This window comes from Telluria sp. AZSoR62 (assembly GCF_058111565.1).
Window position 1 is genome coordinate 61,318 of record NZ_JBYTST010000010.1, and the last position, 23,167, is coordinate 84,484.

Genomic DNA, 23,167 nt, shown 5'->3' on the forward strand with positions numbered 1-23,167 from the left:
GGTCTCGCTTTCTTCTAATTTTGGCGGGTCCAGATTACTTTGGTGCCGCCGCCGCCGATCACGCCATCCTTGCGCTCGATGAGCGATTCGGCGTTGAGGGCGGCGCGGTCCAGGCGGATACGGCTCTGGACCAGGAACCAGTTGCTCTTGATTGCATAGGCATCGGCCGGGACGAGTTCATCGTTCATCCGGGCTTCCGACTTGAACTGCTCGACCTGGTTCCATGGCGCGGTCTTGCGGCGCGCCACCAGGGTATTGGCCTGCGACATCGACATGTCCGGCACCAGCGCCGCTAGCAGCTCGGCCGGCACCGTGTTCACGTTCAGCGGCGTCGGGGCCGTCGACGGCAGCACGATCAGGAAAGGCCGCAGCGTCGCCAGCACTTCGGGCGTCACACCCTGCACCGCCAGCAGGTCGTCCACCTGCAGCAGGGGGATCGGCACGCCGCTGCTGGGGGGCACCACCAGCTGTCCAGTCGGCAGCGGTGGCAGCGGTGCTTGCTGCGGGTCCTGCACGGCCGCCTGCTGGCCCTGCGCCACGAAAATCCCGATCCGCTCCGCCAGGCGTGCATCCAGGCGCAATTGCGCCAGCAGCCGCTTGAGGATGGCTTCCTGGGCCGCCACCCGCTGCCGGCCCTGCGCCAGGTTGGCCAGATTGTAACGCGACGTGGCGTCGACAATGTTACCCGACAGCGAGGCGTCGAAGGTTTCGCCTTCGACCCGTTCGCGTTCGATGTACTGGTCCAGCCGGGTTTCGGCCAGCGGCGTGGCCCAGACCTGGTCGAGCGAGGTGTATTGCGAGGTATACGCGTCCTGGCGCAGCACCAGGCTGGCCCAGTCGAGCGCGCCGCGCAGGATCCACTGGGTCTGCAATTGCAGGCGCTGGTTTTCCATCGAGCGCACCTGCACCTGCTGCTGCCAGAACAGGCTGGCGACGATCGAGATCGCCAGCGTGGTCAGCAGCAAGGCGGTGACGACCGCGACGCCGCGCTGGCGCAGCAGCAGCTTGGGTCGGCGCATCAGGTACCCCCGAGCAGGAAGAACTTGACCATCGGCCCGACCAGCCCTTGAGAAGTGAGGGCGACCTGGATGCCGCTGGCCTCCTCGGCCTGTGCGCCTTCGGGGACCGGGACCGGTTCCTTGTGCCAGGCATCGTTTTGCCAGGACTGGATTTGCATCGCGGCCACGCCGGTCTGCAGCGTCACCGGCGGCGACGATTCGGAAGGGGCATCGCTGGCGGCGGCCTGCCACAGCGCATCGAGCTGGGACAGGTCGCGCGTGCCGCGCGATTCGCGCCGCACCAGGGCGCCATTGACGACGCGGTAGGACACCACGGCCAGCTGCGAAGGCTCGTTTTCGTTATAGACCTTGCGCACCAGCGTGAGGCGGTTGTCTTCCCATTGCAGGTTGGGACGGCGGCCGATCACGGCGCGCTCGGCCAGGTGCTCGCCGTCGCTCTGCATCTGGGCAAACGCCAGCTGCATGCCGCGCGTGACTTCCATGTTCTCGGTGAGCGCAATGCGGGCGCGCACGATGCCGTCCAGCCCGCGCCAGCCGAGCACGGCCAGGATGGCGAGGATGCTGATCGCCACCAGCAGCTCGACGAGGGTGAAGCCGGCGCGGCGCCGCCGCTTGGCCGGTTGCTGGGCTGGCATCATGGACGGGATGGCCTCAGGACCAGCTGGATCAGCTTGACGATGCGGCGGTCGGGACGCTCGGCGTCGTACACCGACACTTCGATGCGGCGCAGCTGCGGATTCGGGCTGGTGATGACTTCTTCCTCGCAGATCAGCTGCAGGTCGCCCTGGGCGCAGGGGAAATTGCGCTTGCCAACCTGGGGGAATTCGCGGCCGAGGCGGATCTGCACCAGGCGGTTTTCGGCGGACCAGGTCGCCATCATCGAGGACCGCAGGCCGGCGCTGTTGGACGTGAGGCTGCCGACCGCGCGCAGACCGGCCCCGAGCGCGGTGCCGACGATGACCAGCGCCACCAGCACTTCGAGCAGGGTGAATCCTTGGGCGGCAGACGGGCGGCGTGGGTGCATGGTCATGGACGCGTCACTCCACCGTGAAGTGGCCGACGCCGTCGGCGCGGATCGCGACCGCGTCGTCGCCAGCGGCCAGGGTCAGCACGAAGGGACGGTCGACCGGCTCGCGGCCGAACACGATGCGCAAGGCGCTCGGATCGGCGCCGGAATTGGGTTCGAGCACGAGGCGCAGCGGGCCGCTCTTGAAGATGCGTTCGCGCAGCAGGTCGTCGCGCGTCACCGGCACCCAGCCGGTGTCGCTGCGCACGATGAAGCGGTAGCGTTCGGGATTGGCCTCGAAGGCCACCTGGCGGTTGCGCACGATGGCTTCGTCACGCGCCAGCTGCAGCAGCAGGGCGATGCGCTGGGCTTCCTGCTGCAGGTTCTGGCGCGGCGATGGGATGGCGTTGAGCGAAGCGAGCCCCAGCGTGATGCCGATGATGACCATCACGACCAGGAGCTCCACCAGGGTGAAGCCGGCTGCCCTGCGCAAGGCGCCCCGGGCGCGCATGGACCTTATTCCCAGGAGCCGACGTCGGCGTCCTCGCCGGTGCCGCCGGGCTGGCCATCGGCGCCGAGCGAGAAGATGTCCACTTCGCCATGAATGCCCGGCGACAGGTACTGGTAGGCATTACCCCATGGGTCTTTCGGCAGCTTCTCCAGATAGCCGCCGGATTTCCAGCCGTTCGCGGCCGGGCCGGAGGTCGGCTTGGTGACCAGGGACACCAGGCCCTGCTCGGTGCTTGGATAGCGCTGGTTGTCGAGCTTGTACAGCTTGAGGGCTTGCATCATGGTGGCGATGTCGACCTTGGCGGCGGTGACGCGCGACTCGCCGGTGCGGCCCAGCAGCTTCGGCACGACCAGGGCGCCGAGGATGCCGATGATGACCACCACGACCATGATCTCGACCAGGGTGAAACCGCGTGCGCGGCGCTGCTTACGTTGCGAATCAATGTGCATGGATACTCTTTGCAATGGGCGGTTGAAGCGAGACAGTATACGGCCCGATTATGACCGGAACACTGCCGGGGGTGAGCAATTGTAAGCCAGCTTGGCGTGCGCCGCCTTTGTTAATTGTGTGCCACGCCACGGGCGGCGCAGACCGGGCAGGATGGGTTGCGGGCCACCCGGATCGTGGTCCATTCCATGGCGCGCCCGTCGAGCAGCAGCAGGCGTCCCGCCAGCGGCTGGCCGATGCCGGCCACCAGCTTCATCGCCTCGGCCGCCTGCATGGCGCCGACCACGCCCACCAGCGGCGCGAACACGCCCATGCTGCTACAGGCGGCGTCTTCGAAGTGGCTGTCCTCGGGGAACAGGCAGGCGTAGCACGGGGTATCCGGCCTGGTCGTGTCGAAGACCGAGAGCTGGCCGTCGAAGCGGATCGCGGCGCCGGAGACCAGCGGTTTGCCTTCCAGGACACAGGCGCGGTTGACCGCGTGGCGGGTGGCGAAGTTGTCGGTGCAATCGAGTACGACCGTAGCGGCGCGCACCAGTTCCCGCAAACGTTCTCCGCCAGCGCGTTCGCGCAGCGCGACGACCGCGATATCGGGATTGATGGCCAGCAGGGCGGCGCGGCCGGAATCGGCTTTCGGCTCGCCGATGCGCACGGTGGTGTGCATGACCTGGCGCTGCAGGTTGGTCAGGTCCACAGTATCGTCGTCGACCAGGGTGATCTTGCCGACGCCGCTAGAGGCCAGGTAGAGCGCGGCGGGCGAACCGAGGCCGCCGGCGCCGATGACCAGGGCGTGGGCGTCGAGCAGGCGCTGCTGGCCGTCGATGCCGATGTCGTCGAGCAGGATGTGGCGGGAGTAGCGCAGGAGTTGGGTGTCGTTCATTTGGGGGTGCGACGGAGGTCAACTGGATCCCGGTCTGCGCCGGGACCCAAGTCTGCAGCATCAAGCCAAGGCTTATTTCTTCGCCGGCGCCTTCAACTCCGGCGGCTTGGTCTCCGCCCCCGGCAGCGCTTTCGGCGCCGCCGGCTTGGCGGCATCCGGATCGGCCTTGGCCAGCACCACCTTCTGCCCCTTGAAATGGTTGAGCGCCTGCGCCAGCTGGAAGTCGTCCTTGCTGCCGTAGTCGAGCGGCTTGCGGTCTTTCAGCTGGGCGATGGCGCGCTGCTGGGCTTCCAGGGCCGCGCGGGCATCCTTGGCCGCCGGCGTTTTCTCCGCTTCGCCTTCGCTCACCAGGTGGCGCTGCAAATCCGCTTCGCGCACGCGCAGCACGGCCAGCGCGTCGCCTTCGAGCGTCTCGTCGACCTTCATGTCGGGCACGATGCCGGTGGCCTGGATCGGCCGGCCTTTCGGGGTGTAGTAACGCGCGGTGGTGAGCTTGACGGCAGTGTCGGCCGACAGCTGGCGCAGGGTCTGCACCGAGCCCTTGCCGAAAGTCTGGCTGCCCATCACGATGGCGCGCTGGTAATCCTGCAGGGCGCCGGCGACGATTTCGGAAGCCGAAGCCGAGCCGCCATTGACCAGCACCACCATCGGCACCGTTTTCAGGCCTGCCGGCAGGCCGGCCAGCGGGTCGGCGCCGCGCTGGGCATAGTGGTCGCGGCGACCGTAGAACTGCTGGTTCGAATCGGGCAGCTGGCCCTTGGTCGAGACGATGAGTTGGTCGGGCTTGGGCAGGAAGGCCGCCGACACGCCGATCGCGCCGGGCAGCAGGCCGCCCGGGTCGTTTCGCAGGTCGAGCACCAGGCCCTTGATCTCCGGATTCTCGGCGTACAAGGCCTTGGCCTTTTTCGCCAGTTCCTCGACGGTGTTTTCCTGGAACTGGCTCACGCGCAGCCAGGCATAGCCTGGCTCGACCATCTTGGCCTTGACGCTTTGCACCACGATTTCCTGGCGCGCCACCGGCAGCACCCATGGGCGGTCTTCGCCGCGGCGCGCGATCGTCAAGGTGACCTTGCTGCCGGCCTTGCCGCGCATGCGCTTGATCGCTTCGTCGATCGACATATTGCGCACCGGGACGTTGTCGATGCGGGTGATCAGGTCGCCGGACTTGATGCCGGCCTTGTGCGCGGGCGAATCCTCGATCGGGGCCACCACTTTCACGTAGCCGTCTTCGCTGGCCACTTCGATGCCGACGCCGACGAACTTGCCCTGCACCGCTTCCTTCATTTCGCGGAAGGCTTTCTGGTCCAGGTAGGTGGAGTGCGGGTCGAGCGAGGCGACCATGCCGCCGATGGCTTCGGACAGCAGCTTCTTGTCTTCGACAGGCTCGACGTAATCGGTCTTGATCAGGCCGTAGACATCGGCCAGCTGGCGCAGCTCGTCCAGCGGCAGCGGCGCCTTCAGGTCTTTTTGTGCATACGCCGAGAACTGGAAGGAGGCGGCGACACCGGCCACCACGCCCAGTCCGATCAAGCCGAAGTTCTTTGCTTTGCTGCTCATAAATGTGTGCCCTTAGAATTTGATCCAGCTTGCCGGATCGAAGGCCTTGCCACGGTGCCTGAGCTCAAAGTATAGCCCCGATTCCTCGTTGCCGCCGGTGTTGCCGGCGCTCGCGACGGCCTCGCCGCCCCGCACCATGTCGCCCGGGCGCTTGAGCAGCGCCGAGTTGTTCCCGTAGATCGACAGGTACTCGCCGCCATGGTCGATGATGATCAGGTTGCCAAAACCCCGCATCCAGTCGGCATGCACCACCCGGCCCGGTCCGACGGCGCGGATCTCGGTGCCTTCCGGCGCCTTGATGAACATGCCTTTCCAGGTCGGGCCTTCGCCGCGGCGGGCGCCGAAGCGCGCCGCGATGCTGCCGCTGACCGGTACAGTCAAGCGGCCTTTCAGGCTGGCAAAGGCGCCGCTTGGCGCGGCCGGGGCCAGCGTGACTTCGGGCGGCGGCGGCGCGGTCGGTTTCTCGACCGGTTTGGGCTGCTCGGCCACCTTCGGCGGTTCCGGCTCCGGCAGGGGCGCCGGCTTGGCGCCGGGCTTGGCGTTCTGGCGCGCGATGCGTTCGCGCTCGGCCTTCTCGGCCGCCAGCTTGGCGCGCGCCAGGGCGCGGGCTTGCTCCTCGGCTTGCGCCTTGGCCCTGGCGGCGGCCAGCGCCACCTGGCGGCGCTGCTCGGCTTCGGCCTGCTCGCGCAGCAGGCGCGTCAGGCGATCGACCAGGCCGCTCATGCGCTGCTCGTCGCGCTGCAGGCGGTCGGCCTGCTTGCGCTGGTCGGACAGCTTGGTCGACAGATTCTGCAGCAGCGCGCTACGGCGCGATTTTTCCTTCTCCAGCAGCGCTTTCTGGTCGCGCTGCTCGTCGGCGATTTCCTGCAGCTCTTGCTGGGCGTTCTCGACCTTGTCGCGGTTGGCCTCGACCTGGGCCAGGTTGGTGCGCAAGGAGCCCAGCAGCTTGGCCTGGGCCTGCGAGACATAGGCCATCATCTGCAGGTCGCGGTTGATGCGGTTCGGGTTGTCGCCGGACAGCAGCAGCTTGATCCGGTCTTCGTTGCCAGCCACATAGTGCTCGCGCAGCAGCTTGGACAATTGTTTCTTTTGATTAACAATTGTTTGGGCCAGCTGCTCCTGCTCGCGCGCCAGGTCGTTGACGCGGGTGCTGGTCGCATCCTGCTCCTCGGCCAGGTCGCGCAGGGCGCGGTTGGCGTTGGAAATGGCCGCTTCGGACTCCGCCAGCTCGTCGGCAGCGTCTTCCTTTTCGCTTTCGGTGCGGGCGATCTCGCGCTTGATGGCTTGCAGCTGCTGCTGGATACCGGCGCGCTGCTTCTCCGCCGTCACCTTCTGGCGGCTGCGGTCGGTCTGGCGTTGAGCGTAAACAGGGCTGGAAAGCGCGATGGCCAGCAGCGTGCAGAGCAGCGCACTGCCGGCGGACTTCATGGATGGCAAACGCAAGTCTTACTTCGCCTTCCCTTGGTTGGCCACGGCCGCCATCGCGGCGGCAATCGCGTCCTGGTCGCCCAGGTAATAGCTCTTGATCGGCTTGAGGTCGGCATCGAGTTCGTACACCAGCGGCTGGCCGTTCGGGATGTTCAGGCCGACGATGTCGGTGTCGCTGATGCCGTCCAGCATTTTGATAATGGCGCGCAGGCTGTTGCCGTGGGCCGAGATCAGGATGTTCTTGCCGGCGCGGATGGCCGGTGCGATTTCTTCGTTCCAGCATGGCATGACGCGCGCCACGGTGTCCTTCAGGCATTCGGTCAGCGGGATCTGGGATTTGTCGAGGCCGGCGTAACGCGGGTCCTTGAACGAGGTGCGCTCGTCGTGCTCGTCCAGCGCCGGCGGCGGCGTGTCGTAGCTGCGGCGCCAGACCAGCACCTGCTCGTCGCCGTACTTGGCGGCGGTTTCGCCCTTGTCCAGGCCCTGCAGGGCGCCGTAGTGGCGCTCGTTCAGGCGCCAGTCGTTCTTCACCGGCAGGTACATCATGTCCATTTCGTCCATCGCCAGCCACAGGGTGCGGATGGCGCGCTTGAGCACCGAGGTGTAGGCCAGGTCGAAGGTGAAACCCGCCTCGCGCAGGGCGCGGCCGGCGTTCTTCGCTTCCTGGATACCTTTTTCGGTCAGGTCGACGTCGACCCAGCCGGTGAAGCGGTTGGCCAGGTTCCAGGTGGATTCGCCATGGCGCATGAATACGATTTTGTACATAAGCTCGACTTTACATTGAAAGAAATAATGCGATTGAGATCCGGTCCAGCATCTATTTTATAATGCGCCGATTCAGTTCAACCATTGGAAGCCTTGTGAATTTCATTCTCGATAATATCTTTGTCGTGGCAATCGCCGTCGTGTCGGGCGCCGCCCTGCTCTGGCCAGCCATGGCGCCGCGCGGCAAGCGTGCCTCGCCGCTGCAGGCCACGCAGATGATCAACCGCGGCAAGACCGTCGTGCTGGACGTGCGCAGCGCCGACGAATTTGCGGCCGGCCATGTGCGCGACGCCAAAAACATCCCGCTGGCAGACTTGACCAATCGTATCGGCGAGCTGGACAAGTCCAAGGGCCGCACCATCGTCGTCGTCTGCCAGACCGGCGCGCGTGCCGACAAGGCAGTGCGCATGCTGGCGGCCGCAGGCTTCGAGGACGCGCATGCGCTCGAAGGCGGCTTGTCGGCCTGGACCGCGGCTGGCTTGCCGGTAACCAAGTAACTCAGTATGCCTTTCAGGAAGGAAGCATCATGACCCAACATGTCGTTCTGTACCACACCGCAAGCTGCCCCTACTGCGTCCGCGCCGAGCGCCTGCTCGAAGCCAAGGGCGTGACCGACATCGAACGCATCCGCGTCGACCTGGACCCGGAGCAGCGCCAGATCATGATGCAACGCACCGGCCGCCGCACCGTTCCGCAAATCTACGTCGGCGAGACCCATGTCGGCGGCTTCGACGACCTGTACGCCCTCGATCAGGCCGGCCGCCTGGACCCGCTGCTGCAAGGCGCCTGACAGGCCCGATCCCACCTGGATGGAGCCCGGATTGACGGGCTTCGGGGCCTGCGGCGGTGGGGGTATTGCATCCAAATTGATTTTGATACAATTGCCGTCGCGTTTGACCAAAGCACCGTGACGGCGCGTCCGTCCATCCAAAATTTCACGAAAGCGTTCCATGTCTGACGAAAACCTGCAACCAGTCTTCCAAATCCAACGCGTCTACCTGAAAGACATGTCGCTGGAGCAACCGAATTCCCCGGCGATCTTCCTCGAGCAGGAAGCCCCGACCATCGAAGTGTCGCTGGACGTGGGCGCCGACAGCATCGCCGACGGCATCTACGAGTCGACCGTGACCATCACCGTCACCGCCAAGGTCAAGGACAAGGTCGCTTTCCTGGTCGAAGGCAAGCAGGCCGGCATCTTCGAAGCCCGCAACATCCCTGCCGAGCAGATGGATCCGCTGCTGGGGATCGGCTGCCCGAACATCGTCTACCCTTACCTGCGCGCCAACATCGCCGACGTGATCAGCCGCGCCGGCTTCCCACCGGTGCACCTGGCCGAGATCAACTTCGAAGCCTTCTACCAGCAGCGCCAGCAGGCCATGGCCCAGGCTGCCGAAGCTCCGGCACAGTAAGTCGTTTTCTCGCGGGCATCGCTAGCGGTGCCCGTGCTTGCCTTTCCGGCGTCCACGGCGTTACCCCCGGTTTAACCCGCGGTTTTGATCCGATCTTTGGCTCGCCATGATTCCATCCCGTCTCCTCGCCAGCGTGCTCGTGTTGTCCGCACCGGCTGCGTTCGCCTTCGATTTCAAGAGCGTCGGCCCGGCTCCCGTCATCCTGTACGACACCCCTTCCACCCGTGGCGCCAAGCTCTACATCGCCCCGCGCGGCATGCCGCTGCAGGTCGTGATCGGCTATGGCGACTGGGTCAAGGTGCGCGACATGAACGGCGAACTGGCCTGGACCGAGGCCAAGGGCCTGGTGGCCCGCCGCAACGTCATCGTCAGCACGCCCGGCGCCAGGGTGTTTGCGGAAGCCGATGAGACTTCCCCCGTCCTGATGACGGCCGACAAGGGCGTGGTGCTCGAACTGGTCGATCCCTCGGCGATCGCCTGGGTGCGCGTGCGCCACCGCGACGGCATCCTCGGCTATATGCGCTCGAACGACCTCTGGGGCCTGTAATGCCGCCTGCTCAATAAAAATGCAAGTACAAAAACAACCCTCCAAGATTACCGTCCTGGGCGCCGGCGCCTGGGGCACGGCCGTGGCCATTGCGCTGGCGGCCCGCCACGACGTGCTGCTGTGGGGCCGCAACCCCGCGCAAATGGCCGAGACCGAAGCCGCACGCGAGAACCTGCACTACCTGCCGGGCTTCCCCCTGCCCACCAGCCTGCGCGTGGGCGCCGATTTCGAGGCGGCGCTGGCCCACGTGGTCGATGCCACGCTGGAAGAAGCGCCGCTGCTGATCCTGGCCTGCCCGGTGGCCGGCCTGCGTCCGCTGCTGGGCCAGTTGAAGGGCCGCGCCATTCGGAACGTCGTCTGGCTGTGCAAGGGCTTCGAAGCCGGCACCGGCCTGCTGCCGCACCAGGTGGTGGCCGAAGTCCTGGGCGACGCCGCCGAGGGCGCGGCGCTGTCGGGCCCCTCGTTCGCACAGGAAGTCGCGCGCGGCCTGCCCTGCGCGCTGAGCGTGGCCTCGACCTCGAGCCAGCTGCGCGAACGCGTGGTGGCTGCGGCGCACGGCAACAACCTGCGTGTCTACGCCTGCGACGACATGGTCGGCGTGGAAGTGGGCGGCGCGGTGAAGAACGTGATGGCGATCGCCACCGGCGCGGCCGATGGCCTGGGCCTGGGCCTGAATGCACGCGCGGCCCTGATCACGCGCGGCCTGGCCGAAATCACCCGCCTGGGCGTGACCCTGGGCGCGCAGCCGGGCACCTTCATGGGCCTGTCCGGCATGGGCGATTTGATCCTGACCTGCACCGGCGACCTGTCGCGCAACCGGCGCGTGGGCCTGGCGCTGGCACAAGGCAAGCAGCTCGACACCATCGTGGCAGAACTGGGGCATGTGGCCGAAGGCGTGCCCTGCGCGAAGTCGGTGCGCGCGCTGGCGCGCCGCCTTGGCGTGGACATGCCGATCACCGAAGCGGTGGCGGCAGTGCTGTTCGATGGGGTGGATGCGACGGAGATGGCCCAGCAGTTGCTGGCGCGCGATCCGCGGGACGAGCTGGCGTAAATCCAGGGCGCCGCAGCGCGGCGCTCTACTTGCCTGCTGCGCCCTCGTGCGTCGGCCCGCCGCCGCGCTTGGGCACCAGCAGGATGGTCATCAAGGCCACCGCATCCTGGATTGCCCGGATCGCATGCGGCTCGCCGGCCGCCAGGTACACCATCTCGTTGGGCCGCAGGATCGTGGTGCGTCCATGCGCATCGAAAGCGATCTCGCCTTCCAGGCAGACCAGCGTCACTTCCCCTTCGACCCGGTGCTCGGGCATGGGTTTTTCCGTGGGCAGCACCAGGCGGATCAATTCCATGTACTCGGTCTTGATCAGGGCGATCGAAGTGAAATGCGCGATGTCGTCGTCGCCGCGCTGCAAGGCGATGCGTTCGCCCGAAACTGCATGTTGCAAGGCCATGTCGCCCTCCGTAATGAACGTGTGTAGTTATGCCGGCTCTTCGTGTTTTTCCGGGACCCCGCGCAGCCAGGTGACCAGCGCGAACGCATCCTTCATGCCGCTGGCCAGTTGTGGCACCAGCAATTCGGGGGCGTTCAGCAGCAGCGGCACCTCGACCCAGACGAAGAAGCTCTTGAGCTTGAGGTATTCGACCAGCGGGTGATCCGGATCGACGCCCTTCGGGGGACGCTGCAATTTATCTTCTTCCTGCAGGTCGCCGTAGGTAGACCGGAGATGCTTATTCTTCAACATTTTTGCGAAGCCTGTCGCATCGTTGACGAGGTGCTCGCGGATCGCCTTCAGGCGCGGCGCCGGCGGCAGGTACTCGCCGGCCCCGAACAGCAGGTTGCCATTGGCTTCGATATGGAAGTAATAGGTCGGCCCGCCGGCCGCGCTCGGGCGCCGCTTGTTCAGGGGCGCGATACCGGCCGAGAAATGGGTTTTGTAGGGCCGCTTGTCCTTGGCGAAGCGTACGTCGCGGTGGATGCGGAACATCGCCTTCTTGGGATCGCAGCCGGCCACCTGCTTGTCGAACGTGCCCAGCTCGCGAATGAGTTCGGTGACGACATCGAGGAATTCCGCGCGCAGGATGTCGTAGCGCGGCTTGTTCATGATGAACCAGGGACGGGTGTTGTTCTCGCTGAGCTCGCTTAAGAATTGCGTCAGGTCACGCAGGTGCATGCAGGTTCCAAAAAAGAAGTTTACTGGGGCTGGCGCGGCCGCTTGCCGACGGTGACGGCAAGCGTTGCCTCGCGGTTCTTGCGCATGATACGCAAGGGCGCCTTCTCCCCCGGTTCCAGTTGGGCGATCAGGTTGAGCATCTCGCTGGTATTGGACACCGGCTTGCTGCCCACCGCCACCAGGATATCGCCCGGCTGGATGCCGGCGCGGTCGGCCGGGCCGCCGCGCACCACGCCGGCGATGATGGCCCCGCTGTCGCGTCCCAGGCCAAAGCTCTGGGCCAGCTCGGGCGTGATGTCCTGGGATTCGATCCCGATCCAGCCGCGCACCACCGTGCCGTGCTTGACGATCGAATCGAGCACCGTCTTGGCGGTGCTCACGGGAATGGCAAAGCCGATCCCGACCGAGCCGCCGGTCTGGGAATAGATCGCCGAGTTAATCCCGAGCAGGTGGCCGTTGGTATCGACCAGCGCCCCGCCCGAGTTGCCGAAGTTGATGGCGGCGTCGGTCTGGATGAAATTCTCGAAGTGGTTGATGTGCAGGTTGTTGCGCCCCAGCGCAGAAATGATGCCCAGCGTGACGGTCTGGCCGACCCCGAAAGGGTTGCCGATGGCCAGCACCACGTCGCCCACGCGCGCCCGTTCCGGGTCGCCCAGCACCATCACCGGCAAGTTGTTCGCCGAAATGCGGATCACGGCCAGGTCGGTTTCCGGATCGGTGCCGACGATGCGCGCCGGGATCTTGCGCCCGTCCGCCAGGCCGACCTCGATGATATCGGCGCCCTCGACCACGTGGTTATTGGTCAGGATATAACCGTCGGTGCTGACGATCACGCCCGAGCCGAGGCTGGCCAGCTGCTCGTCGGGCGGCATGCGGTCGCCGAAGAAGCGGCGGAAGAAGGGGTCTTTCAGCAGCGGATGGGTTTCGCGCGAAGCCTTGCTGGTGAGGATATTGACCACGGCCGGCATGGCGCGCCCGGCCGCCTCGCGGTAGCTGCCGCTCGCCGGCAGGGCCGGTCCCTGCAGCACCGGCACGGCCTTGCCCGGCGCGCCCTTGCTGCCGATCATGACCTGGGTGGGCGCACGCTCGATCCATTCGGGCCGCAAGGCCGCCACCACGACATACAGCGCCAGCGCCACTGTGACAGTCTGCGCGAACAGCAGCCAGAGCCGCCGCAGGGGGCGGACTGGCTCGATCTCGTGGAGGGTACCGGGTTTCACTTTCTTAATGCATCACGGATGTCGCGCAGCAGCAGGATTTCCTCGGCCTCGGCCGGCGTGACTTCGACCGGCTTGCGGATACGGTTCACGATTCGCACCATCTGGAAGATGACAAACGCCAGCAGGATAAAGTTCAGGAGGATGGTCAGGAAATTGCCGTAAGCGAGCACGGCGCCGGCTTTCTGGGCCTCGGCCAGGGGCAAGGTGGTGCCTTGTCCGTTCAAAGGCAGGTAATAGTTGGCGAAATCGAGGCCGCCCAGCATGGCCCCGATCGGCGGCATGATGATGTCCTTGACCAGCGAATCGACGATGCGCCCGAAAGCACCCCCGATGATGACGCCAACTGCAAGATCGACGACGTTACCCCGCGTTACGAACGTTTTGAACTCACCCATCATGCTCATCACCACCCCTTTCATTATTATTGAGGCAAGGATGGTCATCATACCGTAAGCTGTCGGGCGTGTATGCACAGCCTATAAAGCCACGAAAAATGCTTCAACTTTCAAGCTTGTTGTGTCCGCTTGATAATTTTTTTCCAATCGGTATTGCCCTTCACATATAATTTTGTGTTGCTGGAAGCTCTTTACTAGATTCTTTAAGTTCGTATTTTCACGAGGTGGGGTTGGTATGAGTAACGAAAAACAGGTCGATTCAGGCCGACGCGGGCTGCTCGTCGCTACATGCGCGGCAGGTGGCGTCGTTGGAGTATCCACGGCGGGCGTTCTCGTCAGTACCTTCCAGCCGTCCGAGCGAGCGAAAGCCGCCGGTGCTCCGGTCGAGGTCGACATCGCGGACGTCAAGCCGGGGGAAATGAAGGTCGTCGAATGGCGCGGCAAGCCGGTCTGGATCCTGCGTCGCACGCCCGAAATGATGGCCGCCCTCGAGAAGGATTCGGGCGATCTGGCCGATCCGAACTCCGAGAAAGAGTATCAGCTGCCGACACCGGCATATGCCAAGAATCCCTACCGCGCGCGCGCCGAGCACAAGGAAGTGCTGGTCACCGTCGGTATCTGCTCCCACCTCGGCTGCTCGCCGTCGTCGCGCCTGGCATCCGGCGCCCAGCCGAACCTGCCGGACAACTGGCCGGGGGGCTTCCTTTGCCCTTGCCACGGTTCGACCTTCGACCTGTCGGCGCGTGTGTTCAAGAACAAGCCGGCGCCAACCAACATGGATGTCCCACCGTACATGTACCTGTCCGATAACCGCCTGGTGATCGGCAAAGACGAGAAAGGCGAGGCATAAATGGGCGCCCCGTTCAAAGATACGCAGCTCCCGGCCAACGCGCCGGCGGGCCAGAAGGCCCTGGCCTGGGTCGACGACCGCTTCCCGCTGTCCAAGCTCTGGAATGACCAGTGGGGCAAGTACTACGCTCCGAAAAACTTCAATTTCTGGTACATCTTCGGCTCGCTGGCAATGCTGCTGCTGGTGCTGCAGATCATCACCGGCATCTTCCTGACCATGCACTACAAGCCGGACGCCAACCTGGCCTTCGGTTCGGTCGAATACATCATGCGCGAAGTCCCGTGGGGCTGGCTGGTGCGCTACATGCACTCGACCGGCGCCTCGATGTTCTTCATCGTGGTCTACCTGCACATGGCCCGCGGCCTGATGTACGGCTCGTATCGCAAGCCACGCGAGCTGATCTGGATCTTCGGTTTCGCCATCTTCCTGTGCCTGATGGCCGAAGCCTTCTTCGGCTACCTGCTGCCATGGGGCCAGATGTCGTACTGGGGCGCGCAGGTGATCGTCAACCTGTTCGGCGCCATCCCGCTGATCGGCCCTGACCTGTCGCTGTGGATCCGCGGCGACTATGTCGTGTCGGACGCTACCCTGAACCGCTTCTTCGCCTTCCACGTCATCGCCCTGCCGCTGGTGCTGCTGGGCCTGGTCGCCGCCCACCTGATCGCGCTGCACGAAGTCGGCTCGAACAACCCGGACGGCATCGAGATCAAGGACAACCTGGGTCCGGACGGCCACCCGGTGGACGGCATCATGTCGCACCCGTACTACTCGGCGAAGGACATCTTCGGCGTGTCTGTGTTCCTGGTCATTTTCTCGGCAATCGTGTTCTTCGCGCCTGAGATGGGTGGTTACTTCCTGGAGTACAACAACTTCCTGCCGGCCGATTCGATGAAGACGCCGTCGCACATCGCCCCGACCTGGTACTTCACGCCGTTCTACTCGGTGCTGCGCGCCACCACCGCCGACTTCATGTACGTGCTGATGGCAGCCGTGGCCCTCTACGTCGTGTTCATCTGGTTCAAGTCGCGCCTGGCCTACCGCACCAAGATCATCGTCGCCGTCATCGGCCTGGTGCTGGTGATCGGCATGCTGCCGCAGGTGCTCGATGCGAAGTTCTGGGGCGTGGTGCTGTTCGGCTCGTCGGTGGTGATCATTGCCTTCCTGCCGTGGCTCGACCACTCGCCGGCCCGCTCGATCCGCTACCGTCCAGACTGGCACAAGACCGTGTACATCGTGTTCGCAGTGGTCTTCGTGGTGCTGGGCTACCTGGGTACCCAGCTGCCGACGGCCACCTTCACGATCATCTCGCAAGTGGCGACCCTGCTGTACTTTGCGTTCTTCCTGTTGATGCCGTGGTGGAGCACGATGGGCCGGTTCAAGCCGGTCCCGACGCGCGTGACCTTCACGCCGCACTAATCGAAGAACAAGAGCACAAGGACATCACATGAAATTCTTTGCGAAGAAACTGATCGCAGTCCTGGCGCTGGTGCCGGGACTGGTTTTTGCGGCCGAAGGCGGCTACCCGCTCGAGTCCGCGCCCGAGCGCGCCGACATGTCGTCGCTGCAGAACGGCGCCAAGCTGTTCGTCAACTACTGCCTGAACTGCCACTCGGCATCGAGCATGCGCTACAACCGCCTGCGCGACCTTGGTTTGACGGAAGAGCAGATCAAGACCAACCTGTTGTTTTCGCAAGACAAGGTCGGCGGCATGATGACGACGGCCATGCGCCCGGACGATGCCAAGGCATGGTTCGGCGCCGTGCCGCCTGATCTGTCGGTCATTGCCCGCGCGAAATCGTCGGCAGCCGGCAGCGGCGCGGACTACCTGTACACCTACCTGCGCACCTTCTACGCCGACAAGGATCGCCCGACCGGCTGGAACAACATGGTGGTGCCGAACGTGGCCATGCCGCACGTGATGTGGCAGCAGCAAGGCATCCGCACCGCCAAGTTCGAGGACGTGGCCGACCCGCACGATGCGACCAAGAAGATCCACAAGTTCGTGGGCTTCGAACAGGTCACGCCAGGCACGATGAGCCAGCAGGAATTTGACACTGCAACGGCTGACTTGGTTGCCTACCTGAGCTGGATGGCTGAGCCAGCGCAAGACACCCGTAAGAAGTTGGGCGTTATTGTGTTGTTATTCCTGTCCCTTTTCGCTTTCCTGGCCTGGCGCCTGAACGAATCGTACTGGAAAAACGTCAAGTAAATTCGCTTTCATTGCCCGGTTGGCTATAATACGGGCAATCATTTTTCGGGGTGAGTCGCTCGGCGCTTCACCCCTTTGTTTCTTAAGGAACTATAAACCATGATGGTTCTCTACTCCGGCACCACGTGCCCGTTCTCCCAACGCTGCCGCCTGGTCCTGTTCGAAAAGGGCATGGACTTCGAGGTGCGTGACGTCGACCTGTTCAACAAGCCGGAAGACATCTCGACCATGAACCCGTACGGCCAGGTGCCGATCCTGGTCGAGCGCGAACTGATCCTGTACGAATCGAACATCATCAACGAGTACATCGACGAGCGCTTCCCGCATCCGCAGCTGATGCCGGCCGACCCGCTGATGCGCGCCCGCGCCCGCCTGATGCTGTTCAACTTCGAAAAAGAACTGTTCGTCCACGTGCACGTGCTGGAAAGCGAGCGCAACAAGACCAACGACAAGAGCCACGACAAGGCCCGCACCGAAATCCGCGACCGCCTGACCACCCTGGCTCCGCTGTTCCTGAAGAACAAGTACATGCTGGGCGACGAGTTCTCGATGCTCGACGTCGCGATCGCCCCGCTGCTCTGGCGCCTGGACCACTACGGCATCGAACTGTCGAAGACCGCGGCCCCGCTGATGAAATACGCCGAGCGCATCTTCTCGCGTCCTGCCTACATCGAAGCGCTGACCCCGTCCGAAAAGGTCATGCGCCGTTAATCGGTGCATTGATGCGGCGTGGCGGGCTTGATGTCCGTCACCTGCATCGCCGATCCGGTACACGCCAGTTTCCCACGCCCCCAGGGCGAATCCAGTAAACTGGCGTGGACAACCCGTCTTGTTACCACCAGAGCCAATGTCAGATATCTCCACCAAGCCCTACCTCCTGCGCGCCATCTACGAATGGTGCACGGACAGCGGCTACACCCCCTACCTCGCCGTCAAGGTCGACGCCGCCACGACGGTGCCGATGGAATACGTGCGCAAGGGCGAGATCATCCTGAACATCAGCTACGGCGCCACCTCGGGCCTGAAGATGGACAACGACGCGATCCATTTCCGCGCGCGCTTCAATGGCGTCTCGCGCGAGCTGTATATCCCGGTGCAGAACGTGCTGGCGATTTACGCCAACGAGAACGGCCAGGGGATGGCGTTCGAGGTGGGAGCCACGGCGTCCGAGTCCACGCCTCTGGAGAGTGTCGAGGAAGCGTCGGCGCCGGCCTTGTCGGCGGTGCCGGACAGGCAGCAGGCGGAGGCGTCGGTTGAACCGGCAGCGTCGCCGGATGACAACGACGAGCCGCCCAAGAAGGGTGGGCGTCCAACGCTGACCCGGATCAAGTAAGCGCATCAAATCAGGTATAATTCTTGTCCTAAAGATCACGCCGGCTTAGCTCATTTGGTAGAGCAGTTGATTTGTAATCATCAGGTGGCCAGTTCGAAACCGGCAGCCGGCACCAGTAAAATCAAGCACTTAGCCCAGCCTTCATGGCTGGGCTTTTTGCTATATGAACCTTATGTAGGGTTGATGTAGGTTTTACAGCCGTGTTGTAGATTCTGCTGTTAGACAATCGCAATGATCGAGCCATGTCGGCTTTAAGGAAGAAGGCTCTATAATTTTCAGCCACTGTTGCCCTGCCAACAGTGGGGCAATGCCGGTCATAAAGAACTCATTCATGAAATTCGATCTGAGCACAATAGCTGACTTAACGACCTTATCCGAGACGGTGTCCTTGGAGTGCAAATTGGCACAGGGCGAGGATGGAAAAGGGGCGGTGCCCAAAGATTTTTGGCGCACTTACTCAGCCATGGCTAATACTCAAGGCGGTATCGTTTTGCTTGGTGTACGCGAAGTTGCGGGGAAGTTTTCCGTGGCTGGCATCGATGATGTCGAACGTGTACGCCGCGACCTGTTTAACAACCTCAACAATCCAAGCAAAGTAAGCGCAAACCTGTTGCTTGATGCTGACGTAACAGAGCTGGATTTGGAAGGCAAAAAGATTCTTGCTGTTCGCATCCCTCAAGCACCACGCAAGCGAATGCCAGTGTTCCTTAACGGCCAGCCCCTAGGCAACACTTGGCGCCGGCTCAATGATGGCGACCGACAGTGCGATGATGAGACTGTTAAGCGTATGTTGGCAGAGCAAATCGAGGATGTACGTGATCGACGGGTACTACCGCATTACGGACTAGCTGATCTCGACCAAGAGAGCGTACGTATATATCGTCAAATGCTCAAGGATGAGTCGCCAGCTCACCCTTGGCTAGAGCTTGCAGATGCGTCTTTTCTTCAGCAAATCGGCGCTTGGCGACGGGACCGAGAAAACGGGGATGAAGGCTTGACGTTAGCCGGGCTACTCATGTTCGGCAAGTGGAGTTCGATCCAAGAAGCAGTTCCTCACTACTTCGTTGACTATCAGGAACGTCCAGAAGCTCGTACTGAGCGACGATGGATAGATCGTTTAGTGCCGGACGGCACTTGGTCGGGAAATATCTTCGACTTTTATCGACGAGTGTATCGCAAGCTCGTGACTGATCTAAAGGTTCCATTCGCGCTAAAAGACGGACAGCGTCAGGACGATACCCCTATCCACGAGGCGTTACGGGAAGCGCTGGTTAATACCTTGGTACATGCGGACTATACGGGTCGCGTATCCGTCCTAATTGTCAAACGGCCGGATATGTTTGGCTTCCGCAATCCTGGGTGCTTACGTCTGCCACTAGAGCAAGTTTTGCAAGGTGGAGAGAGCGATTGCCGCAACCGTCTAATGCACCAAATGTTTCTTATGATTGGACTAGGTGAGCGCGCTGGATCTGGAATGCCGAAGATCTTAAGCGGCTGGCGTAGCCAACATTGGCGTCAACCACTACTTAGAGAAAAAAACGATCCAGATCAAACATTGCTAGAGCTGCACATGTTGGATTTGTTGCCAGAGTCAGTGGTACAACAGCTACAGGCGCGCTTTGGCAAGACGTTTGACGCGCTTGATCATGGTGAACGCCTCATTATGGCTACGGCATCGATTGAACAAGTAGTCAACCACGCTCGCCTCATCGAAATCCTAGATCTCCACCCGCACGATCTAAGTATAAAGTTAGCGCGTCTCGAGAAGGATGGCCTGCTCCAGTCATCTGGACAGTCGCGTGGCAAAGTTTACTACCTGCAAGGCGAACATCCTCTATCTCCAGAGGACGTCTTCCCCTCTACAAGCCCAAGTGTTTTAGGCCGTCCGGAGATCATCGAATTTAGCTCCGGAGGTATGACTGTAAGGTTCGTACCTAAGCCTTCTAGCTTCGTACATAGTGCTACTAGCTCCGCACATAACGCTACTAGCTCCGTACATAACGAAACACTAGACAGAGATGATGACGGATGCCTGCTTGCCCAGCGCCTAGACGCTCCTGTAGTAGATGACCTACAAGCAATAAGTGCCGAGCTAAGGGAGGAGTTAGAACAGCGAGCCGCACTGCCACGGAACAGGCCACGCTTAAGCCCGGCTGAGATGGAACTGACTATCCTCTCGGTTTGCCGTGGACGCTATATCAGGCTCAATGTGTTGGCAGAGCTATTGAACAGGAACCCTGGGGCTCTGCGACGGCAATATATGGACAAGCTCGTGAAGGGTCAACAAATGCTCCGCGCGTTCCCAACAAAGCCCAACCATGAGATGCAGTCCTACCGAACGAAAGACTAGTTTGCATCCGGTACGCAAACTAAAGTTGCAATTGATTGCAACCGGCTGTGCAACCGGGAGGATGAAAACAAGGCTATTGCTGCAGCAAACGACGTATCTCAGCCACCGGCCAGCTCAACCGTCTATTGATTCGAACAGGTCGGAGTGGCCCCTGCTCCTTCGACGCCATAGTCGCAATGTCTGCGGCTTACGGCTGAGATGGAAGGCGGCACACGCAGTGTCTACATGACTTCGCACTTCGTGCTCTAGTGATGCAAACTTCGGCCCCGCCAAGCCCAAGACTTCTCGCTTACAGTCGCTCATAGCTCCAACCTCCAAATCGAAACTGATGAGCTAATGGTCCCAAATTCGACTAGGCGTGGTTGCAAAACCTTCCCAGAACTCACTTTGCACGCAGCGATATGGTTAGGTGGAACCGTGAACCTAACAGCAACGAACCTGTTAGGTGCAACCCATCACCTAACCAATCTTGTGGGCGGTTAGGTGATGGGTTCAGAGGGGGCTTTGACCTGTCACCTAACTGAAGGGTAGAGATAGTTTTCCCACGAAATCATGATTGAGAAGATGCGTAGCTGGGATAGGGTACATTTCCTCATTCACCACCACCTTCCCGCTGCGATAAGTCGGTCAAGGCACTCCCCCGTCACGCGTGTGGCGCGAGCACCGATCCGGACCAGCTCGAGCTCGCCGCGCGCCCCCGTCCATGCCTCACCCCCGACCAGCAGCAACACTTCTTCAGCAATCTCGTCTGCCAGATATACGCACGTACGAAGGTTGCCCAGCCTGGCCGTCTCCGAGAGGATATTCATGGTCTCCAACAGCGAACACATGGCATTAGCACGCGCCGTGACCTTCTCGATTGCCGCGGTGCGATCCGCGGACGACCCGAAAACCACCTTTGCGGCCTCCTCAAATCCTTGCCCCTACTCGGCCAACAAATGATCGAGCTCTTCGGGAGTGGCGTCATTCGCGTAAAAGTCGCAGCCGCGACCAGTCTCAAAAAGGAAAATGATGGCAGCCAGCGCGGACTCGCGAAGCGCCTGAATAGTTGGCATTTTGGAGCCTGGGCCAGCCCATTCGACAACGCAATCGCGGCCTGCGGCGCGCGCGTTCTGCTCCAGTGAGAGGTGCCTCATCATGACCGGCCTCCCCTGGATCAGCGTGCAGGCGATTGGCGAGCGGGCGCTCTGGACCGGACTGTCGTTGGTGGCAGCAAGGCTCAGCAACGTGGGCTTCCTTGCAGGGGAGGCTTTCGCCATTGCATCAAGCACGAGGAGCATCTCTGCCTGCTTGTGCGGTTGCATGGCGCGCAGGGCGGCCAAGGAGCAATGTTCGATGGGAATGTTGAGTTGGAGTAGCGCCAGGCATGTGAGCCTCCTATGTCGGTTAGCGAACCGCGCATCCCGCTTCCAAACGGGGTGAGCAGCGAATGGTAAGGTTGGAAGACCGGTGACATAGGAAACCGGCAGACTCGCGCCTCCTCACCACTCGCCGCTCATAGAAGTTGCAAGTGGTCCAGACAAAAAAATACCGCCAGTTGGCGGTTGTCCGCCTGTGTCATTCGAGCTTCCAAACTCGGTCCCCTTTTTCTCGGGACGTATTCAGACTACGCCAGCAAACTTTCTTCTTCAAGTAAATCGCGATGGGGCGAACTATCTCTTAAGCCCTACGGTCTGTAGCGGTCTTCCGCTCATAAGGAACATGGTAGGGTGCTGGCGGCATGCCTACCTCATGAGCACTACCGAATAACTCCAGGCTGCAATCCCCACGGTGAAGCACAGGCGCAGTTCCAGCCAATTGGGCCTATCCATGGGCACATATTAACTTGTGTCGTGCATACAGAACCCTGCTGCATGGGGGGCTGCAGAGGCGGCGGCGCGTAAGGTTGCTGGTTTGAGCCTGCCATATTCCCCAGATTTACAGTTTGCCTCCTAGCGCGCCAGTTCATAAACTCATCAGCACGACGATTCGCCTCAGCCTCAACTGAATCATAGTCTCTGATGTAACGTTTTACGAAGTCATCGATACCCCAGCTTCGATACTGTTCAATATGTGCGAGTTCATGTGCCCAAAGCCAAACGCTGTTGGCGTCGCCACTAGATCGGAAGACTAATACCGTATCTAAAGCGATGGCTGCACGATCACCAAACCGAAACGAATTTGCTTGAAGGCTAAGCTCATGCCCCTGTCCTACACGCCAATAGGCGCTCAGCACCTCTGGTCGGTAGAAGCCACTAAACTCCCAGACAACTTCCGGCGGAAGGGGTCCAGCTCCTGCGTTGAGCGCATCTTGCCTCGACGCCAAAATCAAGTTCTTGAGAATTGGTGCAGTTGACTCGACGGTTACTTCGGAGATTAGTTTTCTACCAACCCCGGCTACAGCCTCCTCGGCTTGACCATATATCGGAACGGCTTTCTTAGCTTCTCTGTTTGCGTTATCGATAGCTCGGCCAACATTTCCCGCACCGATTCTATCGCCGATCCATGTTGCAATTCCCTGGGCTTTAGCAGGCGCATTTGCAGCAATAAGGGTTAGTAAAATTGCGGAGCGACAAGCTACTAGAATGCGTGTAGACATTTCGTTGTCTCCTTGTTCCATTGGAATGGTACTGAGGTCGCGCGCCCATGCGCCATCATCATAATTGCCAAGTCGATCTAGGCTGTTGCTCTCCATCTGCGGGCGTATTTATTCTTCGATGATGGACGTGACCACTTCAACGGCGTTGATTCAGATCATAGATCTGCAAAATTTAACCCGATTTGACTAGAGTAGCTCCTAGGCATCCTATATGGAGAACTTTAGGTTACGCTACTTCATAGTTGGTTAAGAAGCCACGATTCTGTCAAGGAGATGCCAAGTGGAAGTAAGTTTTGATCGCGAGTGTTTATACCGTGAAATTTGGTCAACCCCGTTAAGAGCAGTTGCGCAGAAGTACAATGTATCGGATTACGACATAAGAAAAGCTTGTCTTGCACTTGCCATTCCGCTCCCCGCACGTGGGCATTGGCAGAAGGTCGCGGCTGGCCGCCCTCCCCCTACCCCGCCCCTAGAGGCGGCAGTCGGCCGCACTAAATT

General features: G+C 61.8%; 26 protein-coding genes and 1 tRNA gene. 12 read left to right on the forward strand and 15 right to left on the reverse strand.

Annotation, left to right across the window (positions count from 1 at the left end; translation table 11 throughout):
• Nucleotides 1-14 precede the first annotated feature (14 nt).
• The 9 genes from gspK to gpmA all read right to left on the reverse strand — a co-directional run bounded on the left by gspK (nt 15) and on the right by gpmA (nt 7,610).
• Complete coding sequence (gene gspK, locus AC3XQU_RS16175) at nt 15-1,019, reverse strand: type II secretion system minor pseudopilin GspK (protein WP_489875189.1); 1,005 nt, start codon at nt 1,017-1,019, stop codon at nt 15-17.
• The gene (locus tag AC3XQU_RS16180; RefSeq protein WP_489875190.1) at nt 1,019-1,657 is read right to left on the reverse strand and encodes a PulJ/GspJ family protein; all 639 of its coding nucleotides are present in this window, start codon (nt 1,655-1,657) and stop codon (nt 1,019-1,021) included. Before AC3XQU_RS16180 ends, gspK begins: the two co-directional genes overlap by 1 nt.
• Nucleotides 1,654-2,043, reverse strand: coding sequence for a type II secretion system minor pseudopilin GspI (gene gspI, locus AC3XQU_RS16185; RefSeq protein ID WP_489875329.1), 390 nt, complete (start codon nt 2,041-2,043; stop codon nt 1,654-1,656). Before gspI ends, AC3XQU_RS16180 begins: the two co-directional genes overlap by 4 nt.
• Nucleotides 2,044-2,056: 13 nt before the next feature.
• Complete coding sequence (locus AC3XQU_RS16190) at nt 2,057-2,536, reverse strand: GspH/FimT family pseudopilin (protein ID WP_489875191.1); 480 nt, start codon at nt 2,534-2,536, stop codon at nt 2,057-2,059.
• Between the two features lie 5 nt (nt 2,537-2,541).
• Nucleotides 2,542-2,985, reverse strand: a complete 444-nt coding sequence (gspG, locus tag AC3XQU_RS16195; protein WP_489875192.1) for a type II secretion system major pseudopilin GspG — start codon at nt 2,983-2,985, stop codon at nt 2,542-2,544.
• A gap of 110 nt (nt 2,986-3,095) precedes the next feature.
• On the reverse strand, nt 3,096-3,860 hold the full coding sequence (locus AC3XQU_RS16200) for a HesA/MoeB/ThiF family protein (protein ID WP_489875193.1): 765 nt from the start codon (nt 3,858-3,860) through the stop codon (nt 3,096-3,098).
• 72 nt (nt 3,861-3,932) lie between these two features.
• Nucleotides 3,933-5,417, reverse strand: coding sequence for a S41 family peptidase (locus AC3XQU_RS16205; protein WP_489875194.1), 1,485 nt, complete (start codon nt 5,415-5,417; stop codon nt 3,933-3,935).
• 12 nt (nt 5,418-5,429) lie between these two features.
• On the reverse strand, nt 5,430-6,854 hold the full coding sequence (locus AC3XQU_RS16210) for a murein hydrolase activator EnvC family protein (protein ID WP_489875330.1): 1,425 nt from the start codon (nt 6,852-6,854) through the stop codon (nt 5,430-5,432).
• Nucleotides 6,855-6,863: 9 nt separating this feature from the next.
• Nucleotides 6,864-7,610, reverse strand: a complete 747-nt coding sequence (gpmA, locus tag AC3XQU_RS16215; protein WP_489875195.1) for a 2,3-diphosphoglycerate-dependent phosphoglycerate mutase — start codon at nt 7,608-7,610, stop codon at nt 6,864-6,866.
• 95 nt (nt 7,611-7,705) lie between these two features.
• Between gpmA and AC3XQU_RS16220 the strand changes: the two genes are divergently transcribed.
• The 5 genes from AC3XQU_RS16220 to AC3XQU_RS16240 all read left to right on the forward strand — a co-directional run bounded on the left by AC3XQU_RS16220 (nt 7,706) and on the right by AC3XQU_RS16240 (nt 10,617).
• On the forward strand, nt 7,706-8,107 hold the full coding sequence (locus AC3XQU_RS16220) for a rhodanese-like domain-containing protein (RefSeq protein WP_489875196.1): 402 nt from the start codon (nt 7,706-7,708) through the stop codon (nt 8,105-8,107).
• A gap of 29 nt (nt 8,108-8,136) precedes the next feature.
• Nucleotides 8,137-8,400, forward strand: a complete 264-nt coding sequence (gene grxC / locus AC3XQU_RS16225) for a glutaredoxin 3 (RefSeq protein WP_489875197.1) — start codon at nt 8,137-8,139, stop codon at nt 8,398-8,400.
• Between the two features lie 160 nt (nt 8,401-8,560).
• Complete coding sequence (gene secB, locus AC3XQU_RS16230) at nt 8,561-9,019, forward strand: protein-export chaperone SecB (RefSeq protein ID WP_489875198.1); 459 nt, start codon at nt 8,561-8,563, stop codon at nt 9,017-9,019.
• 106 nt (nt 9,020-9,125) lie between these two features.
• Entirely contained in the window at nt 9,126-9,566 is a 441-nt protein-coding gene (locus AC3XQU_RS16235; RefSeq protein WP_489875199.1) for an SH3 domain-containing protein, read from the forward strand.
• A gap of 19 nt (nt 9,567-9,585) precedes the next feature.
• Entirely contained in the window at nt 9,586-10,617 is a 1,032-nt protein-coding gene (locus AC3XQU_RS16240; protein ID WP_489875200.1) for an NAD(P)H-dependent glycerol-3-phosphate dehydrogenase, read from the forward strand.
• 25 nt (nt 10,618-10,642) lie between these two features.
• On the opposite strand, the gene AC3XQU_RS16245 is transcribed toward AC3XQU_RS16240, so the two are convergent.
• The 4 genes from AC3XQU_RS16245 to mscL are packed head-to-tail and all read right to left on the reverse strand — an operon-like array spanning nt 10,643 to nt 13,358.
• Nucleotides 10,643-11,014, reverse strand: coding sequence for a cupin domain-containing protein (locus AC3XQU_RS16245; RefSeq protein WP_489875201.1), 372 nt, complete (start codon nt 11,012-11,014; stop codon nt 10,643-10,645).
• A 27-nt stretch (nt 11,015-11,041) separates the two neighbouring features.
• Entirely contained in the window at nt 11,042-11,734 is a 693-nt protein-coding gene (locus tag AC3XQU_RS16250) for a DUF2461 domain-containing protein (protein ID WP_489875202.1), read from the reverse strand.
• A 20-nt stretch (nt 11,735-11,754) separates the two neighbouring features.
• Nucleotides 11,755-12,912 (reverse strand): Do family serine endopeptidase, encoded by a 1,158-nt coding sequence (locus AC3XQU_RS16255; RefSeq protein WP_489875331.1) that lies wholly within the window; start codon nt 12,910-12,912, stop codon nt 11,755-11,757.
• Between the two features lie 38 nt (nt 12,913-12,950).
• The gene (gene mscL, locus AC3XQU_RS16260; protein ID WP_489875332.1) at nt 12,951-13,358 is read right to left on the reverse strand and encodes a large conductance mechanosensitive channel protein MscL; all 408 of its coding nucleotides are present in this window, start codon (nt 13,356-13,358) and stop codon (nt 12,951-12,953) included.
• Nucleotides 13,359-13,584: 226 nt separating this feature from the next.
• Between mscL and petA the strand changes: the two genes are divergently transcribed.
• The 7 genes from petA to AC3XQU_RS16295 all read left to right on the forward strand — a co-directional run bounded on the left by petA (nt 13,585) and on the right by AC3XQU_RS16295 (nt 20,091).
• Nucleotides 13,585-14,199, forward strand: coding sequence for a ubiquinol-cytochrome c reductase iron-sulfur subunit (gene petA / locus AC3XQU_RS16265; RefSeq protein ID WP_489875203.1), 615 nt, complete (start codon nt 13,585-13,587; stop codon nt 14,197-14,199).
• A complete protein-coding gene (locus tag AC3XQU_RS16270; protein WP_489875204.1) occupies nt 14,200-15,615 on the forward strand; it encodes a cytochrome b in 1,416 nt (471 codons plus the stop codon).
• A gap of 28 nt (nt 15,616-15,643) precedes the next feature.
• Nucleotides 15,644-16,408: a cytochrome c1 gene (locus AC3XQU_RS16275; RefSeq protein ID WP_489875205.1), complete on the forward strand. Its 765-nt coding sequence runs from the start codon at nt 15,644-15,646 to the stop codon at nt 16,406-16,408.
• A 99-nt stretch (nt 16,409-16,507) separates the two neighbouring features.
• The gene (locus tag AC3XQU_RS16280) at nt 16,508-17,119 is read left to right on the forward strand and encodes a glutathione S-transferase N-terminal domain-containing protein (protein ID WP_171085447.1); all 612 of its coding nucleotides are present in this window, start codon (nt 16,508-16,510) and stop codon (nt 17,117-17,119) included.
• A gap of 136 nt (nt 17,120-17,255) precedes the next feature.
• Nucleotides 17,256-17,741 carry a ClpXP protease specificity-enhancing factor gene (locus AC3XQU_RS16285; protein WP_489875206.1) on the forward strand — a complete coding sequence of 162 codons (486 nt, stop codon included), beginning with the start codon at nt 17,256-17,258 and terminating at the stop codon, nt 17,739-17,741.
• Between the two features lie 39 nt (nt 17,742-17,780).
• A tRNA-Thr gene (locus AC3XQU_RS16290) sits at nt 17,781-17,856 on the forward strand.
• 216 nt (nt 17,857-18,072) lie between these two features.
• Nucleotides 18,073-20,091 carry an RNA/DNA-binding domain-containing protein gene (locus AC3XQU_RS16295; RefSeq protein ID WP_489875207.1) on the forward strand — a complete coding sequence of 673 codons (2,019 nt, stop codon included), beginning with the start codon at nt 18,073-18,075 and terminating at the stop codon, nt 20,089-20,091.
• A gap of 923 nt (nt 20,092-21,014) precedes the next feature.
• Here the strand turns inward: AC3XQU_RS16295 and AC3XQU_RS16300 are convergent.
• Both AC3XQU_RS16300 and AC3XQU_RS16305 read right to left on the reverse strand, forming a co-directional pair.
• A complete protein-coding gene (locus tag AC3XQU_RS16300) occupies nt 21,015-21,413 on the reverse strand; it encodes a hypothetical protein (protein WP_489875208.1) in 399 nt (132 codons plus the stop codon).
• Between the two features lie 416 nt (nt 21,414-21,829).
• Nucleotides 21,830-22,765 (reverse strand): hypothetical protein, encoded by a 936-nt coding sequence (locus tag AC3XQU_RS16305; protein WP_489875209.1) that lies wholly within the window; start codon nt 22,763-22,765, stop codon nt 21,830-21,832.
• Nucleotides 22,766-23,167: the final 402 nt, after the last annotated feature.